A 16,115-nucleotide genomic window follows, 5' to 3' on the forward strand; every position below is an offset into this window, starting at 1 on the left:
ACTGAAGTCGCGTATTGAAGTGGCGAGCCGAGCGCGTGTAGCCGGTTGCTCGCGGCTCGATGATGAGCGTCATATGCGCCCGCTGCCGGCTGGTCCGGCGGCGGGCTTTTTTATGCGCTTGTTGGCTCGCGGTCGCCCCGCTTGTCGCGCTTGTCACCCGCTGCCGCGATCACGCGATGCACAAAGCGCAACTTGTCGACCACCGGCGCGGCGAGCGTGAACGGATAGCCGTCGGGCATGCCGAGACTGCGATTCAGACTGTTCAGCGCATAGGTGAGCGGAAACCAGCGCTTCATCAGATTGCCGAAGCTCGCGTCCTCGACCGGCGTGCGGTCGGTCAGCGTCGGCTCGCTCGGATCGTCGGGCAGCAGCGCGAGGCCGTAAGACGTCGACGTGTCGAGCACGTCGACGATCAGCAGATAGTGCGCCCATGTCTCCGCCCAGTCTTCCCAGGGATGCATCGTCGCGTAAGCGCTGATGTACGACGCCTGCCAGTCGGCCGGCGCGCCGTCGCGGTAGTAGGCGTCCAGCGCTTCGCCGTAGTCGGCCTGCTCGTCGCCGAACAGCTTGCGAAACGGTTCGAGCCAGCGCGGCTCGGTTTCGATCAGGTGGCGGAAAAAGTAGTGGCCCGTCTCGTGGCGGAAGTGGCCGAGCAGCGTGCGGTACGGCTCGCCCATCGCGGTGCGCACTTTCTCGCGATGCGCGTCGTCGGCCTCGGCGATGTTCAGCGTGATCAGCCCGTTGTCGTGACCGGTCATCACGGGCTTGCCGGCGCCGCCGTCGGCGAGAAACTCGAAGGCGAGACCGCGCTCGGGGTCCGCGTCGCGCGATCGCACGTCGAGGCCAAGCTCGCCCAGCGTGTACAGCAGACGCCGCTTCGCGACTTCGAGCCGGTACCAGTAGAGCCGGTTTTCCGGTTCGCTCAGGTTCGGAATCGTGCGGGTCAACTGGCAGGCGTAGCACAGCGTGTCGGGCGAATCGGCTGGGATCATCCAGTTGCAGACGTTTTCGACCGCGTAGTTGTGGCATTGTCGGAACAGCGCGCCATTCGCCTCGGGATGCAGGCTGCGCCAGCGGCCGTCGCCGGCGTCCCCGAACGCGCTGATTTCCCGCAGTTCAGGCAGATAGCCGAGCAGCGACTCGCAGCGCTCGCAGCGGACGTTCTCGTAGAACACGAGGTGCGCGCAGCGATTGCAGTGGAAGGTTTTCATCGGGCGGGCCTCGTGATCGGTGCTATGTCGTTTGCGATGATGAGCCATGGTAAGCGGCATCATCAACGCGATAGCGGACGAAAGCCGGTCGCAATCTTCATGCCGCGATTGCAAGACGTCACCGCTTTAACGCACAGTACGGTCATGATCGTGCATCGGCGCTGCGCCGCTTTGGTGCACGGTCCGAGGCGAGCCCGCGGCAGGGCGCGAGGTACGCAACGCAAACGCAGTTCAGACAACACCAAACGATTCATACGGGTTTATCCAGCAACGGCATAGAGCTTGCTTTTTTGGCGGGCTGCCCCCCTTCGTCGAGGAGTCCGGAGTGTCCATACGCGTCGCGTTGCATCACGTTACCCATTACCGCTACGACAGGCTGGTCACGCTGTCACCCCAGGTCGTGCGGCTGCGGCCCGCGCCGCATTGTCGTACGCCGATCCTGTCGTACTCGATGCGCGTCGAACCCGCGAGGCACTTCATCAACTGGCAGCAGGACGCGTTCGCCAACTATCAGGCGCGGCTCGTGTTTCCCGAGCAGACCCGTGAGTTCAAGGTGAGCGTCGATCTGGTCGCCGAAATGGCCGTCTACAACCCGTTCGACTTCTTTCTCGAACCGTCGGCCGAGCAATTTCCATTCGACTACGCGCCGGAGCTGGCGGCCGAACTCGCGCCCTACCGCGTGAAGCGGCCGATGACGCCGCGCTTCGCCGAGTTCGTCGCGAGCATCGACCGCACGCCGGCCGGCACCGCGAACTTCCTGGTGGCGCTGAACCAGCGGCTGCAACGCGAGATCCGCTACCTGATCCGGATGGAGCCGGGCGTGCAGACGCCGGAGGAAACCTTGACCAATGCGGCGGGCTCGTGCCGCGATTCGGGCTGGCTGCTCGTCGAGACGCTGCGGCAGCTCGGCTTCGCGGCGCGCTTCGTGTCGGGCTATCTGCTGCAGCTCGCGCCCGACGTCAGATCGATCGACGGCCCGAGCGGCACCGAGGTCGACTTCACCGACCTGCACGCGTGGTGCGAAGTCTACCTGCCAGGGGCGGGCTGGATCGGGCTCGATCCGACCTCGGGGCTGTTCGCGGGGGAAGGGCACATACCGGTCGCGTGCACGCCGGAGCCGGGCAGCGCGGCGCCGATCTCGGGCGCGGTCGACGAAAGCGAGGTCGAGTTCGGACACACGATGTCGATCGAACGCGTGCTCGAGTCGCCGCGCGTCACGAAGCCGTATAGCGAAGCCGCGTGGCACGACGTGCTGAAGATGGGCGCGCGGGTCGACTACGAACTCGCCGACATGGACGTGCGACTGACGATGGGCGGCGAGCCGACCTTCGTATCGGTGCGCGATCGCGACGCCGCCGAATGGAACACCGACGCGCTTGGACCCACCAAGCGCGGCTACGCGGTCGCGCTGGTGGACCGGCTGCGCGACCGCTACGGCGCGAACGGCTTCCTGCATATCGGCCAGGGCAAGTGGTATCCGGGCGAGCAACTGCCGCGCTGGGCGATGTCGCTGTACTGGCGCGCCGACGGCGAGCCGTGCTGGCACAACCCGGCCCTGTTCGCCGACGAACGCGAGCCGGGCCGCTACACGGCCGCCGACGCGCAACGCTTCATCGCGCATCTGGCCGCGAAGCTGTCGCTCGACCCCGACTGCATCCAGCCCGGCTACGAAGACACCTGGTACTACCTGTGGCGCGAGCGCCGCCTGCCGGTGAACGTCGATCCGTTCGACGCGCGGCTCGACGACGAGCTCGAACGCGTGCGACTGCGGCGCGTGTTCGACGCGGGGCTCGCGAGTCCGTCAGGCTACGTGCTGCCGCTCGGCCGCGAGCGCGGCGCGCCGGGCATCACGCCGACGTGGATCACGGGCCGCTGGTTCTTCCGCGACGACCGCATGTATCTGATTCCCGGCGATTCGCCGATGGGCTACCGGCTGCCGCTCGAATCGCTGCCGTGGGTGTCGAAGACCGACTATCCGTATCAGCACGCGCACGATCCGTTTGCACCCCCGCAGCCGCTGCGCACGGCCGCGCAGTTGCGCGTGCAGTACGAAGGCGGGCGCGAGGGCCGGCAGATCACCGAGGAACAGACCAGCGCGCGGCAGGCGGCCGCGCTGTCGCTGCCGGCGGCCGATCTGCTGAGCGGCATGCCGCACGGCGGCGTGCTCGCGTATGCGCCGCAGCGCCATGACGAATCGCTGCCCGCGCTTGGCGAATCGTCGAAGGACACGCTGCGCACCGCGGTGTGCGTCGAGGCGCGCGACCCGAAACGCGCGGCCGGCCCGGAAGCCGAAGCCGATTCGTTCGGCAGCGGCCGTACGCTGCTGCACGTATTCATGCCGCCGCTGACCGATCTCGACGACTATCTCGACCTGCTCGCCGCAGTCGAAGCGACGGCCGCGGAGCTGAAGATGCAGATCGTGCTCGAAGGCTATCCGCCGCCGCGCGATCCGCGTCTGAAAGTGCTGCAGGTGACACCGGACCCCGGCGTGATCGAAGTCAACATTCATCCGGCCGCGAACTGGGACGAGCTCGTCGATCACACCGAGTACCTTTATCAGTCGGCCGCGCACAGCTATCTGAGCAGCGAGAAGTTCATGCTCGACGGGCGCCATACTGGCACCGGCGGCGGCAATCACTTCGTGCTCGGCGGCGCGACGCCGGCCGACAGCCCGTTCCTGCGCCGGCCCGATCTGCTCGCGAGCCTGATCGCGTACTGGCACAACCATCCGTCGCTGTCGTATCTGTTCTCGGGGCTGTTCATCGGACCGACGAGCCAGGCACCGCGCGTCGACGAAGCGCGCAACGATCAGGTCTACGAACTCGAGATCGCGTTCTCCGAACTGCAACGCCAGGTCGATCTGCTCGGCGGCCGCGACAGCGGCAACCTGCCGCCGTGGATGATCGACCGCGCGCTGCGCAACATCCTGATCGACGTGACCGGCAACACGCACCGCGCCGAGTTCTGCATCGACAAGCTGTATTCGCCCGACGGCCCGACCGGCCGCCTCGGCCTGCTGGAGCTGCGCGGCTTCGAGATGCCGCCGCACGCGCGCATGAGTCTCGTGCAGCAACTGCTGCTGCGCGCACTGGTCGCGCGATTCTGGCGCATGCCGTACACGCAGCGGCTTACCCGCTGGGGCACCGAGTTGCACGATCGCTTCCTGCTCGGCACCTTCGTGAAGATGGATTTCGACGACGTGCTCGCCGAGCTCGGCGAAGCCGGCTTCGCCTTCGAAAGCGCGTGGTTCGCGCCGCACTTCGAATTCCGCTTCCCGCTCGTCGGCGAGATGACGCTGAGCGGTATCGACCTGACGATCCGCAATGCGCTCGAACCATGGCACGTGATGGGCGAGGAGGGCGCCAGCGGCGGCACGGTGCGCTATGTCGATTCGTCGGTCGAGCGGCTCGAGGTGCGCGCGCTCGGGTTGAACGGCAATCGTCACGTGCTGAGCGTCAACGGCGTGCCGGTGCCTTTGCAGCCGACCGGCCGCGTCAGCGAGTACGTGGCCGGCGTGCGTTTTCGCGCGTGGTCGCAGTCGTCGGCGCTGCATCCGACGATCGGCGTACACGCGCCGCTCACGTTCGACCTCGTCGACACATGGAGCGGCCGCTCGCTCGGCGGATGCCAGTATCATGTCGCTCATCCGGGCGGGCGCACCTATCAGACCTTCCCGGTCAACGCCTACGAGGCGGAAAGCCGGCGACGCTCGCGTTTCTTCGCGTCGGGTCATACGCCGGGGCCGCTCGCCGTGGGCACGCCGCAGCGCAGCCTCGAGTTTCCGTTCACACTCGATCTGCGCCACAGTTGAAAAACACGCATCACTGACATCAGACGACCTTGGCCTTTCAATCGACTTTGCCCTTCGAGGCGTCCGCGCTGCCGGCGGACGCTTCGTCCCTGTTGCGATTGCTGCCGGGTCATGACGGACATTGGGACGAGCTGCGCGACGCGTCGGGCGCGCTGCGCGAGCCGTGGCGGCAGTTCTTCGCACTGCTCGACGAAGACGGCGTGGCGCGGCTCGCGGACCATCACGCGTCGATCGCGCAGCAGATCCGCGACAACGACATCAGCTACAACGTCTATGCGGACAACGGCAAGTCACGGCCATGGGCGCTCGACCTCCTGCCGTTCCTGATCAGCGAGGCCGAGTGGGCGCACCTCGAGCGCGGCGTCGCGCAGCGCGCGCATCTGCTCAACGCGATCGTTGCCGACATCTACGGACCGCGGACGCTGCTCGAAGATGGCCGACTGCCGCCCGCGCTGGTGTTCGGCCATCCGGGCTATCTGCGTTCGGTGAAGGGCTTCACGCCGCCCGGCGGTCAGTATCTGCAGGTCGTCGCGCTCGATCTCGCGCGTACGCCGGGCGGCGAGTGGAGCGTGATCGCGCATCGCACCGAGGCGCCGTCCGGTCTCGGCTACGCGCTCGAAAACCGCCTGATCGTGTCGACGCTCCTCGCGGAGCCGTTCCGCTCGCTGCGCGTGAGCCGGCTCGCGCCGCTCTATTCGCAACTGATCGCGACGCTCGTGCAGGCTGCGCAAGCGACGATGCGCAATGAGGAAAGCGCTGACGCGTCACCGCATATCGCGCTGCTCACGCCCGGGCCGTACAGCGAAACCTATTTCGAGCATGTGTTTCTGGCGCGCTATCTCGGCGTCACGCTGGTCGAAGGCAAGGATCTGACCGTGCGCGGCGACCGGCTCTATCTGAAGACCCTGGCCGGCCTCGAACGCGTGCACGTCGTGCTGCGCCGGCTCGACGACGCATTCTGCGACCCGATCGAACTGCGCGCCGATTCGACGATCGGCGTGCCGGGGCTGTTGCAGGTGATGCGCGCGGGCAATGTGATCGTGTCGAACGTGCCGGGCTCGGGGTTCGCCGAGTCGCCGGCGTTGCACGGTTTCATGCCGGGTATCGCCGAAGCGTTGCTCGGCGAAGAACTGCTGCTGCCCGGCGTGCCGACCTGGTGGTGCGGCGAACGGGCCGCGCGCGAGCATGCGTTCGCGCATCTCGACGACGCGTTCATCGTGCCGACCTGGCCGCTCACGGGACGCGACGCGCCGCCCGGCATCGAAGGGGGCAGGCAGCCGCTCGCGGCATGGCGCGAGCGCATCGACGCGTTGCCCGACGCGTTCACGATCCAGCAGGAGCAGCGCTTTTCCTGCACGCCGCGCTTCGAGGAGGGCACGATCGGCGGAAGGCCGTCGGTGCTGCGCGTCTATGCGATTGCCGACGTCAACGGCGGCTGGCACGTGATGCCGGGCGGTTTCACGCGCATGGCCGCGGAGCGTCAGACCACGGTATCGATGCAGCACGGCGGCAGCAGCGTCGATACCTGGGTGCTGTCGAGCCAGCCAAGCTCGACCTTCACACTGCTGCCTTCGCCGATGCAGCCCGCCGATCTCACGCGCAAGCATCGTACGGTATCGAGCCGTGCCGCGGAGAACCTGTTCTGGGCGGGCCGCTACGGCGAGCGGGCGGAAAACAACGTGCGTCTGCTGCGGCTGATTCTCGGCTCGCTCGAAGGCAACGACGCCGATTCGATGTTCGCGACGCTGGTCGAACTCGCGACATGGTGCGGCCTCGTGCAGTCGGGCGACCTGGCGTCGCCGCACGGGCTGCCGTCGCCGCAGACGTTCGAGCGCGCGCTCGTCGCGAATCTCGGCGAGAGCGCGGGCAGCGTCAGCATCAGCCAGAACCTCAATTGCCAGGCGCGCGCGAACGGCGAGGTGCGCGGGCGTTTGTCGAATGATCATTGGCGCATGATCCTCGCGGCGCGCAACGACTTTCAGGACGCGTTGCAGGTGTTGTCGCCAGCCGTGGGCGCGGGCAACGGCGGCGCGGGTGCCACGAGCAGCGGCAATGCGTTCGATCGCTACGACCGCGTGACGCTGGCGAATGCGCTCGAGCATCTGTCGGTGCAGCTATCGGCGATCAGCGGCGCGCAGGGCGACCGCATGACGCGCGATGAGGCGTGGCGGCTGCTATTCGTCGGGCGTCATATCGAACGCGTCGCGACGATGGCCGCGTTCATGCGCGGCGTCGCCGTGAACGGCCAGCTCGCGACGCCGGCCGGCTTCGATCTGCTGCTGCAAATGTTCGACAGCACGCTCACGTATCGCTCGCTGTATCCGGGACGTTTCGAAGTACCGGCGCTGCTCGATCTGCTCGTGATCGAACCGCATAATCCGCGCGGCATTTATGGCGTGTACGAGCGCCTGCGCAACAAACTCGACGAGATCGCCATCGCGGCGGGCAGTGTGCGGCATCGGCCGTTCGCGGAGCTGCTGCCGCCCGTCGAATCGCTGCCGACGCTCGAATCGCTGTGCGAGGTCGACGAACAGGGCTCGTATGGCAAGCTGATTGCGCTGTGCGATCAGATCGGCAGCTTCGCCAATGCGGCCGCGCATGAGATCAGCGCGCGCTATTTCAGTCACGCGACCACGGTTGCCTCGCAGGTGTGGGCATGAAGAACGCGTCGACGGTGCTGTCTGTTTCGCATCGCACTGTTTACCATTACTCGACGTATGTCGAAACCGCGCAGCATCTGGCGACGATCCGGCCGCTCGCGTGTCCGTGGCAGCGTGTGATCTCACGCAGCGAGCGGATCGAGCCGCAGCCGTCGTATCAGCATAGCCGCATCGACGCATTCGGCAACGACGTGCTGTACTTCGCGCTCGATGCACCGCACGAGCGCCTGCAACTCGTCAGCGAAACCACGGTCGCACTGACGCCGCGCTGGACCAACCTCGACGCCGAGGCCACCCCGCCCTGGGAGACGGTGGCCGAGGCGCTGCGGTTTCGCGTGGGCGGCGCGTTCTGTGCCGAGGCGGAGTACTGCTTCGCTTCGCCGAATATTGCGCTGCGGCCGACGCTGCGCGCCTATGCGTTGCCGAGCTTCACGCCCGGCCGGCCGCTCGTCGCGGGCGCGATCGATCTGATGCATCGGATTCACGAGGACTTCGCGTACAAGCCGTCGGCGACGCTGTTCGACACGCCGGCCGAACGCGCGTTTGAGCTGAAGAGCGGCGTGTGTCAGGATTTCGCGCAGGTGATGATCGGCTGTCTGCGCTCGCTTGGTTTGCCCGCCCGCTACGTCAGCGGCTATCTGCGCAACGATCCGCCGCCGGGACACCCGCGCCTGATTGGCGCGGATGCTTCGCACGCTTGGGTATCGGTGCATTGTCCGGCCAGCGGCTGGATCGATCTCGATCCGACCAATGACGTGCTCGCCGATCTGGATCATGTGACGCTCGCGATCGGGCGCGATTACAGCGACGTGTCACTGCTTCGCGGGACGATTCTTGGCGGCGGCGCGCATCGGATGGAAGTCGGGGTGACGGTGCTGGAGTTGTGATTGCGGGCGCGGTTCTGTGCCGGTATTGGACCGAGGTCGGCCAACTATTCGCCCCGCAACTCATTGTCGAGCAGAACGCGAATAAAGCCGAATCGCGTTGACTGTCTGTGGCCCGGAACGCTGATCGACCAGCTGCGATTATTGGCCTTCTCGCGCAATTCAGGCTCCGCTAGAAGTCCTGCTGTGACTGTCGAGGAAAGACACGAACGCCGCAACCTGCTGGAGCTCATGATCCAGATCGGCGAGAACTACCACGCGACCAATCGCACCAATCAGGAACTGTTCACCGTGCTTGCGCTTGACGCCAAGCGGCTTCCTAACCGCCAACTGACACCGGGAGACGCGGCGGCGCTTCTCGCTGACCCTGCGCAGGGCGCGAACGGGAAACTGGCGGCTATGGACGCTTCATGGGCAAAGCACTGACCAGCGTCGGTCACTTACGGTAAAAGCGGCTCAATGCCGCTTTTTTTGTTGGACGGTGATATTGGAAAACTGCACCTGAAAATGAGATGGACAGAGCAATTGTGAATATCTGTCAAAACGGGATTATCTCGAATTAAAGTCATTGACCGTGACCCGTTTAAATGGTTTATTCGATAGATGTTTTGCTGGAAAACAGAAGAGGTCAAATGGGAAAACTGAAACAGGATGGTGCCGTGGGCAAGGAAGAATGCCTGCTTTGCCGTATCACCTATTTAGTCTACTTAAACTTCACGCCAATACCGTCTGCAATGGGTCTGAATGTCGAATCCGGCGAATTTTTCCCGCGGGATGGACTTCAGTTGTATCCGATCTGAACCATAACGCGGAGGGTAAGCTGATGATGCTCTTACGGGTGCTCAATGGTCTGATGGTCTGAGAGCGCGAATTAACCTATGAGAGGGTCCAATGTATGAAAGGATGCGCTCCGCAGAGGCGATCATTGCAGAAATGAAGGCTCGCTTTGCGGATATGTTCGAAAGATCAGATAACCGGGAATGTCTTGATTGCCGTATTACATTCAAGATATACAAAGAGTGGCCTGATATGCCTCATGCAATGACGACGAATTTGAAATCCGGGGAGCGGATTCCGATTAATGCGATCAGGGCTCTCCCATCCGGGTACGACATGAGGCAGGCATTAGGGCAAGGCGAGGGGTGCCTCTGTCGCAATCGACCTGCGGGCCCGTTCGATGAACGATTCACCATCAGGGATTACAACGGCAACCCTGTGCCAGATGTGCGATACCGGATTCTCGCCGAAGGCAAAGAAATCTGTAGCGGCAAGACAAACGCAGCCGGGCAGACTTCTCGCGTTACAACGCAGGGTTTCAAGTTTCTTGCGATTGAAGTGGAGCGCTAGCAAAGTGAACGACAACACCGAATGGGTAACTCTCGATGACACTGCTTTTACAAACACGACTCCTGGTTCAAATAGGGACGTCACGATCAACACGGCCTCTATCTGCTCGAACATGACCAACAAGGAGTTTCGCAGACAGGCTATGCGGGCACGCGATATCGGTGTCGAGTTAATCAAAAAACGCATTGAGGGCCTTGCACGTTGGGACACGAAAGAGCAGGACCGGGTGACGACCTTCTTTGCAAGTGCGGATGTACATGCAAAGAGGGTACTTAGCGAAGGGCTTCCGAGATTGCTTGCAGCGATGCAGCAACTGGAGCCAGAAAGGATTGTGCGATGGGACAGCCGACAGTGAAACAAACAGGCACCTGTCGTGTGCGGTCACGCCGGATTCGGGCGCCAATCACGCCGCAGTCTGCAAACCAGATTCGGAAAAACGGGTTATCGCTATTTACTCGAAGTTTTGTGAAAGTCCATTTGCCCAGTTGTGGGGAATATGCAAGGTCAAGACGATAATCCATGAATGTACGCACTTCACAGACACTTTTAATTCGCAAGACCACATGTATCTCGACAGCGAAGCGGGGGCGATGATCTTCGCGAGAAATAAGCCTCATCAGGCGATTAGCAACGCGGACAGCATCGCTGGCTACATAGCGACATTCGATGGAGTTAATATCGCACCATGAGTAGACAACCGATTTTGCGCGGTGGCCTTCTCGCGGCATTGCTTGCCGTGTGGTTTTGCTTGGGACGCCCGGTTAATGCTTGTACTATCGGAGAGGTAGCGGCTATTGAGTTGCCATTCAACACGGTCGAACTTTCAAAGGAAAATCGGCGCGCAATCGCAGAGGCGGTGGAAGAGGCAAAGAAGTGGTCTGACGTGCAGATTCAGGCGATTGTGATGGCCGGTGCATATATTGGCGAGCACGATCTTGACGTTTTGCAGGAGCGCCGTGGGGAAAACGTGCAAGCGTATTTGAGGAAGCTCGGTATCAGAAGTGAGAATATCTATATCGTGCCGAAAACTCTTACGGATGGGTTCGTGGTGAAGCGGGCTGACGGTGAACTAGCTGTCCGCCAGATCGAAGTTGAGTTGCATCCGATCTGTAAAGGTAGCTGCGCATGGATGTGCAACGATCCAAGAGTGACCCCACGCACCAAGGTTATCAACCCGTAAGCACAAGAATAGGGCCCGGCCTCGGCGGGGCTTTTCATTCCAGCGCGAAACAGAATCACAGATCGCGCGCCGAGGCATGCAGCGACCGGGCACCACCACGACCGAGCATAGGCGATATCACCGATGAACTCGATGTCGGTCAGCACGAAGCCGTTAGGACCCATCCAGCTCAGTTCAACATCCTGCAGCGGCGGCAGCGGTTGCGCATCTGCCGAGCCGGATTGCTGGAAGCTCGCCACCTTGCTGGTGCGCTTGTATTGCGCGGACTGTTCGTGATTAATGGTTACGTCGCCGCACACCGGCTCGGCAGCTTCGATATCGCGTTTATGCCGGTCTTTGCCGCGCTCGCGCATCGGTGTGGCAAGTACTCTCATGGGCTTCGTAAGGGCTATCAGGATCAGGAATTCTCGGCACGGGGACAGCGCGAACCATTCCAGCGCCTTTACCGCGTGACTCGCAGAAGCCCCATCATTGTCACAGCGTTGCGCCGCGCGATATCGCGATAGCAGTTGTTGAACAGGACGTGTGTGCGCGCCGTGCGCCCCGCAATGTCCTCAATCGGTGGCGCGAGTTCGCGAAGCTCGTCGTCGCTATCGTCATGGTTGAACCGTTCCGCCGCCGACTCGGCGCCGCTCCATGTCGACGCGTTGCGGCCATGCAGCCGTACGATCGCGAGTTCGGGCGACGTCGCTTCCCAAACTGAGTGCGCGCGCTTCGTCACGCCCTCCGGCGCATCGACAATCACGTGAACGATCCCGCGTTCACGCTCCATCGCAAGGCTTGACTCGCGGTGCTTCTCGCTCAACCAGCTCTCGTGCCGAAATTCGAACGCGGTCACAAACGGGTGCATGCGCTCGGCGCAGTGCTCGACGAGCCTCATCGCTTTCGGTACTGCGGTTATCCAGTGCGGAAACTGGAATAGCACCGCGCCGAGCTTGCCCGCCACACGTGCAGTGGCTGCAGGGCCGCAAAGAAGCGCGCCCACAGTTCCTCGATAACTGGCGGCGGTACATCCTTGTAATAGAGATTCTCATGAGGTCGCGCGGGTAACGATCGAGGTCGGTTCACGACCCGTAACTGCCTTTCGACTCCTACCGTTGAGCGACCGCACTTGGTCCAGCAGCGGGCGGTCGCAGCCGCGAACGCCACATCACCTCTCGGTTGAAGGCACGAGCCCGCGATCGATCGCCAGTCACGGTGCCTGGCCTGATCTGATGAAAAAGCGCTACTGCGAAACTGGCGCGTTAGATGGTGCGTCCGCTGGCATCTGCGGTAGTGGCACTGCTGCTGCGTTGTTCGTGCCGCTGCCCGTCGCTCCCGTTTGCCCGCGATGGCCTCGGTGCGAACTGCGTACCACGGTGGGCTCGCTCGCCGCCACCGGCCGCATTGGCGGATGCGCGATGTACTGAAAGTTTTCATTAACCGCGCTATTGCCCGTATCGAACGACCGGTGGATGAACACGCTGCTACTAACGGGTGAACTGGCTTGCGCGAAAGCCATCGGCCCGATCGACATCATGGCTGCGCCCACCGCCGCACTCACGGCAAGAATGTGCATGAGCAGACCGGCATTACGGGCTGTCGGACGTGCTTTCAATTTACGTCTCCTTCAATATACGTGCGGTTCGCAACCGCTTGCAGCGGGCAGCCGTTTTACCGTTGGGTACGCTGGCTCAAAAAATTGGCCCACGTTGAGGAGGCGCGGGCCGAGCGGAGAAAAACACGAAGCGCTGCCGGGGGAAAAGGCCAGACCAGTCTAGTCCGAGTCATGGAAAAGAAGGTTTCATACTGGATTACAGGTGTTACTCGATATAACTGATCGATGAATCGCGCCGGGAATTCTCCGGATCTGGTGCGAGTTGCCTGCTGCCCACTCCCGAAACAGCGCTTGAAAATGAAGCTGGCTCGTCCGGCGAATCATCGGTCGCCGTCGCTTCGCCAAGTGGCGACTGATAGCTCATCCGCAGACGTTCGCCAACCGACTGCGAAGGACCGTTCGTGGCCGGGTCCTGCCCGATGCGGTCGGCGGGAGTCGGCCGGATATAGCCTTTCAACATTCACGTTAGCGGCCTGTCATGACCGAATGGTGCCGGGAAGCCTCAATACGAGATTTCGAAATGTGATTTCCACTGAACCATATGTGCGAGTTCGAAGGTCGAGTCGTTCATACGATTTTCGTGAAACCGTCGGCGCTCCAGCGTTCGCTCCCCACGCCGTGATGAACGAAGAACAAACCATCGGGATCATACTGATCCTTAATGGCGAGCAGCCTGCTGTAATTTGAGCCCCAGAAGGACCGCTGCCAGTCCGCGTCGAAAAAATTGCTTTCCGCCACGTAGGAACCGGCGTCTGGAACCAGCTTGCGCACCTCGGCCATTGCACGTCCGATGGCCTGCCGGTCCCGGCGCGCCAGCGCGGTGTCGGGCTCGTGGCCCTGAATGCCGGGATACGCGGGCGGCCCCTCCGCCCCGGCGATAAGCAACGCGAAGGCGTCCAGCGCGGCCGGGTTCGTGGCGGTGTTTCTCGCGGCAGCGACAGCCTCCGCCGGTGCACCCGCCAAGCCCTTGTTGACGTGCAGCGACACGCTCCATTGACGGGTCGCCGCAAACAGCGTGTCGGCCAGGGTTTGACGCCGGTCATCTTGCAGCAAGGCCGCGGGGAGCCACGCGGACTCGTAGCCGTGTAGCACTTGTCCCGCCTCTCCGCGATTACCCGACCAAAAGATATTGTCGTCGGGTGCGCCCGGCCGGTCGTCGGTGCTGATGAAGCCGAGGAGCTTCTTGAACAGGGTTGGAGCCCAGAAACTGCGGGCCGAGATGGCGACAATCTTCAGTGGCGAGAACTCGACCTTGAAATCGTCCGGGGACGCGGCAAGCGTATCCATGAACGGCTGCCAGATCGCTTGCGCTTCACTGCGACTGAGCCCCTGGAATACCATCGAGATAGTGAGGACGTTGTCGCGGCGAAATCTGATCTGTTCGCCCCAGTGCGGGTTCATCAGGTTCTGATTATAGAAGTCGATGATCACGCCAATCAGCCGGCGAAACGCAGACGTCGATGCCGCCTTGATCGTCATGTTCACCGCGCCGAAGGTCTCAGGCAATTCGTGGACCCGCAGCGTGAGCCGGGTGACCACGCCTAGGCTGCCACCGCCGCCGCCTTTCAGCGCCCAGAATAGATCGGGATTCGTGCAGGCATTGGCGATGCGGACGGCGCCATCTGCCGTCACAACTTCCGCTTCGAGCAGGCTTCCCGCGGCCAGTCCGTAGGCCTTGGAAAAGCTGCCGAACCCGCCGCTTTGGATCAGGCCAGCCACGCCGACCGTCATGCAGCCGCCACCTTGCACGTAACCGCCCGCCTTGGTAGTGACCGCATCGTAGACGTGCGCCCAGAGCGCGCCGGCACCGGCCGTGACCGCCCTCACCGGTGCCGCATGTCCCTCGCATCCTGTGCCGACAAACGCGTCCTGCACGGTGATGTTGTTCATTTTTCGCGTCCAGACCAGCAGAGAGTCCGGCGCATTCGATGTGCCTTGATAGCTGTGGCCGCCGCCCTTCACCACGAGGCGGAGATTGTTCCGACGTGCGAAGTTAACGGCGACGACGACGTCATTCGTGTTGCGGGCAGCCACCGCGTAGACGCTGGGTGTCGATGTCCACGCGTCAACCCAGCCGAGGGTTTGCGTTAGGCCCACCTCGTCGCCGAGAAAATAGGGGTTCTTGAGCTCCCTGAATAGTTGCCTGCAGTCGTCACTATCGGGCGCGTTCAGGCAAGCCACCAGGGGCGATTGCACTTTCACCAGTGCATTGCCGACCTGCTGGCTGAGTTCGTTCCAATGCGCCTCGCACGGCCAGCCTGGATCGCCCGGACGCACGCGAGTGAACGCTCCGGATACCGCCGCTTGCGCCGAGGCGAGCATCTGTTTCCGAGCACCATGCAAAAATGTGATTCCGACCGCAATTTGCAAAATGCGTCGTCTTTTCGAGGACGTGGTTTTGTTTGAAGGTTTCATCGGCATGCGTGAAATCTCAATATGGTTGCAACCCGGACGACTGAGAAACCGGCGGAACTCTTCGAATAATGGGGTGACCGGAAGACGTGCCTCAAGCGTTCGAAGTCCGCCAACCGTTCACCGCAAATCGTTAGCCCCCAGCCCACCGCCGGACAGATTTTCAACGACTTAGCCTTCGGGGTCGATTGGCCGAAACCTGTCCCACGACGACGCGCTGAGCTCGACCCGCAAGAGGTTAAGGCAACTTGGAAAAAGGCAACGACGTGCGCGGCGAGGCGACGTATGTCATCGCTGGCTCGCGTGTTGGGGGGTGTGCGCGTAATCAATGGTACGTCGTCGTAGACGACTGCAGCTTCGTCAGCACGCCGCGTTTGAACTGGAACCAGCCTTGCGAGCTTTGCATCACGACTTCATCGCCTTGCCAGAACACGCGCTTGACCGTCATGCGCTTACCCGAGCGTTGCACAAGCGGCGGATGGTGGCGAAAGTCGTACAGCACCGGGCCGGAATCAGTCTGCACGAGCGTGCGCGTGACGCTGTCATTTGCATTGCCTACGTCGTCGAAATGCGTGAGCATGCTCGCGCTAAAGCGATCGAAAATTTCCTTGTCGAGCATCCCCACGAAATCGCCGTCGACGCGCACGAATTGCAAGTTACCCGAGGGCGTGACGAGCGGGCCGGACGCGTTGCTTTGCGCATGAACGCAAGTCACGAAAGAGGTGGCTGCGAGCCCAGCGAGGAACAGTCGTCTCATGTTTTCCTTTTAGATTCAGCGGCGTCTCCGACGACGGAGCACGACCCGCAATCTTTCCTTGGGAACATTGTCGTCAATTTTGGCCGAGACGTCGAAGGTCTTTAACTGGCCGACCTCTGCCAGATGACGCCACGGGCCTGAATTCGCGAGCTGCGTCTCGCGCGGAAGGCCGAGGCCGACCGCTTGAGACACTCGTGACTGACAGCAATAGGGAATCGAAAATGGTGCAATGAGGTTGTTCCGGCAAATTCATCTT

Annotated in this window: 14 protein-coding genes and 1 pseudogene; 9 read left to right on the forward strand and 6 right to left on the reverse strand. The window is 62.6% G+C overall.

The window, feature by feature from the left end; all coding sequences use genetic code 11:
- Nucleotides 1–110: 110 nt before the first annotated feature.
- Nucleotides 111–1,211 (reverse strand): zinc-binding metallopeptidase family protein, encoded by a 1,101-nt coding sequence (locus tag OKW27_RS11140; RefSeq protein WP_090810223.1) that lies wholly within the window; start codon nucleotides 1,209–1,211, stop codon nucleotides 111–113.
- Between the two features lie 325 nt (nucleotides 1,212–1,536).
- Here OKW27_RS11140 and OKW27_RS11145 point away from each other — a divergent pair, with 325 nt between their 5' ends.
- The 9 genes from OKW27_RS11145 to OKW27_RS11185 all read left to right on the forward strand — a co-directional run bounded on the left by OKW27_RS11145 (nucleotide 1,537) and on the right by OKW27_RS11185 (nucleotide 11,093).
- Nucleotides 1,537–5,022 carry a DUF2126 domain-containing protein gene (locus OKW27_RS11145; RefSeq protein WP_429333494.1) on the forward strand — a complete coding sequence of 1,162 codons (3,486 nt, stop codon included), beginning with the start codon at nucleotides 1,537–1,539 and terminating at the stop codon, nucleotides 5,020–5,022.
- A 29-nt stretch (nucleotides 5,023–5,051) separates the two neighbouring features.
- Nucleotides 5,052–7,682: a circularly permuted type 2 ATP-grasp protein gene (locus OKW27_RS11150; protein ID WP_429333495.1), complete on the forward strand. Its 2,631-nt coding sequence runs from the start codon at nucleotides 5,052–5,054 to the stop codon at nucleotides 7,680–7,682.
- On the forward strand, nucleotides 7,679–8,569 hold the full coding sequence (locus OKW27_RS11155; protein ID WP_429333496.1) for a transglutaminase family protein: 891 nt from the start codon (nucleotides 7,679–7,681) through the stop codon (nucleotides 8,567–8,569). Before OKW27_RS11150 ends, OKW27_RS11155 begins: the two co-directional genes overlap by 4 nt.
- A 228-nt stretch (nucleotides 8,570–8,797) precedes the next feature.
- On the forward strand, nucleotides 8,798–8,992 hold the full coding sequence (locus OKW27_RS11160; RefSeq protein WP_429333497.1) for a hypothetical protein: 195 nt from the start codon (nucleotides 8,798–8,800) through the stop codon (nucleotides 8,990–8,992).
- Between the two features lie 206 nt (nucleotides 8,993–9,198).
- Nucleotides 9,199–9,366, forward strand: coding sequence for a hypothetical protein (locus tag OKW27_RS11165; RefSeq protein ID WP_167368718.1), 168 nt, complete (start codon nucleotides 9,199–9,201; stop codon nucleotides 9,364–9,366).
- A gap of 91 nt (nucleotides 9,367–9,457) precedes the next feature.
- Entirely contained in the window at nucleotides 9,458–9,913 is a 456-nt protein-coding gene (locus tag OKW27_RS11170) for a hypothetical protein (RefSeq protein WP_429333498.1), read from the forward strand.
- Between the two features lie 4 nt (nucleotides 9,914–9,917).
- Nucleotides 9,918–10,268: a hypothetical protein gene (locus OKW27_RS11175; protein WP_429334643.1), complete on the forward strand. Its 351-nt coding sequence runs from the start codon at nucleotides 9,918–9,920 to the stop codon at nucleotides 10,266–10,268.
- A complete protein-coding gene (locus tag OKW27_RS11180) occupies nucleotides 10,171–10,602 on the forward strand; it encodes a M35 family metallo-endopeptidase (RefSeq protein ID WP_429334583.1) in 432 nt (143 codons plus the stop codon). The genes OKW27_RS11175 and OKW27_RS11180 overlap by 98 nt, the downstream gene beginning before the upstream one ends.
- Complete coding sequence (locus tag OKW27_RS11185; protein WP_429333499.1) at nucleotides 10,599–11,093, forward strand: hypothetical protein; 495 nt, start codon at nucleotides 10,599–10,601, stop codon at nucleotides 11,091–11,093. Before OKW27_RS11180 ends, OKW27_RS11185 begins: the two co-directional genes overlap by 4 nt.
- Nucleotides 11,094–11,535: 442 nt before the next feature.
- On the opposite strand, the pseudogene OKW27_RS11190 reads toward OKW27_RS11185, so the two are convergent.
- The 5 genes and pseudogenes from OKW27_RS11190 to OKW27_RS11210 all read right to left on the reverse strand — a co-directional run.
- Nucleotides 11,536–12,125, reverse strand: a pseudogene (locus OKW27_RS11190) (DUF72 domain-containing protein); the annotation flags it as partial.
- A 193-nt stretch (nucleotides 12,126–12,318) separates the two neighbouring features.
- On the reverse strand, nucleotides 12,319–12,690 hold the full coding sequence (locus OKW27_RS11195; RefSeq protein WP_429333500.1) for a hypothetical protein: 372 nt from the start codon (nucleotides 12,688–12,690) through the stop codon (nucleotides 12,319–12,321).
- Nucleotides 12,691–12,895: 205 nt separating this feature from the next.
- The gene (locus OKW27_RS11200; RefSeq protein ID WP_090807184.1) at nucleotides 12,896–13,150 is read right to left on the reverse strand and encodes a hypothetical protein; all 255 of its coding nucleotides are present in this window, start codon (nucleotides 13,148–13,150) and stop codon (nucleotides 12,896–12,898) included.
- Nucleotides 13,151–13,257: 107 nt separating this feature from the next.
- Nucleotides 13,258–15,111, reverse strand: a complete 1,854-nt coding sequence (locus tag OKW27_RS11205; protein WP_429333501.1) for an FAD-binding protein — start codon at nucleotides 15,109–15,111, stop codon at nucleotides 13,258–13,260.
- 316 nt (nucleotides 15,112–15,427) lie between these two features.
- Entirely contained in the window at nucleotides 15,428–15,859 is a 432-nt protein-coding gene (locus OKW27_RS11210; protein ID WP_090807180.1) for a hypothetical protein, read from the reverse strand.
- Between the last annotated feature and the right edge of the window lie 256 nt (nucleotides 15,860–16,115).

Origin of the sequence: Paraburkholderia sp. 35.1, from assembly GCF_050436525.1 — a bacterium.
GTDB classification, from domain to species: Bacteria; Pseudomonadota; Gammaproteobacteria; order Burkholderiales; family Burkholderiaceae; genus Paraburkholderia; species Paraburkholderia tuberum.

Coding starts and splice junctions, on each gene's coding strand:
- OKW27_RS11140 (WP_090810223.1), bottom strand. CDS start 1,211: ATGAAAACCTTCCACTGCAATCGCTGCGCGCACCTCGTGTTCTACGAG.
- OKW27_RS11155 (WP_429333496.1), top strand. CDS start 7,679: ATGAAGAACGCGTCGACGGTGCTGTCTGTTTCGCATCGCACTGTTTAC.
- OKW27_RS11160 (WP_429333497.1), top strand. CDS start 8,798: ATGATCCAGATCGGCGAGAACTACCACGCGACCAATCGCACCAATCAG.
- OKW27_RS11165 (WP_167368718.1), top strand. CDS start 9,199: ATGGGAAAACTGAAACAGGATGGTGCCGTGGGCAAGGAAGAATGCCTG.
- OKW27_RS11170 (WP_429333498.1), top strand. CDS start 9,458: ATGTATGAAAGGATGCGCTCCGCAGAGGCGATCATTGCAGAAATGAAG.
- OKW27_RS11180 (WP_429334583.1), top strand. CDS start 10,171: ATGCAAAGAGGGTACTTAGCGAAGGGCTTCCGAGATTGCTTGCAGCGA.
- OKW27_RS11185 (WP_429333499.1), top strand. CDS start 10,599: ATGAGTAGACAACCGATTTTGCGCGGTGGCCTTCTCGCGGCATTGCTT.
- OKW27_RS11200 (WP_090807184.1), bottom strand. CDS start 13,150: ATGTTGAAAGGCTATATCCGGCCGACTCCCGCCGACCGCATCGGGCAG.
- OKW27_RS11205 (WP_429333501.1), bottom strand. CDS start 15,111: ATGCCGATGAAACCTTCAAACAAAACCACGTCCTCGAAAAGACGACGC.
- OKW27_RS11210 (WP_090807180.1), bottom strand. CDS start 15,859: ATGAGACGACTGTTCCTCGCTGGGCTCGCAGCCACCTCTTTCGTGACT.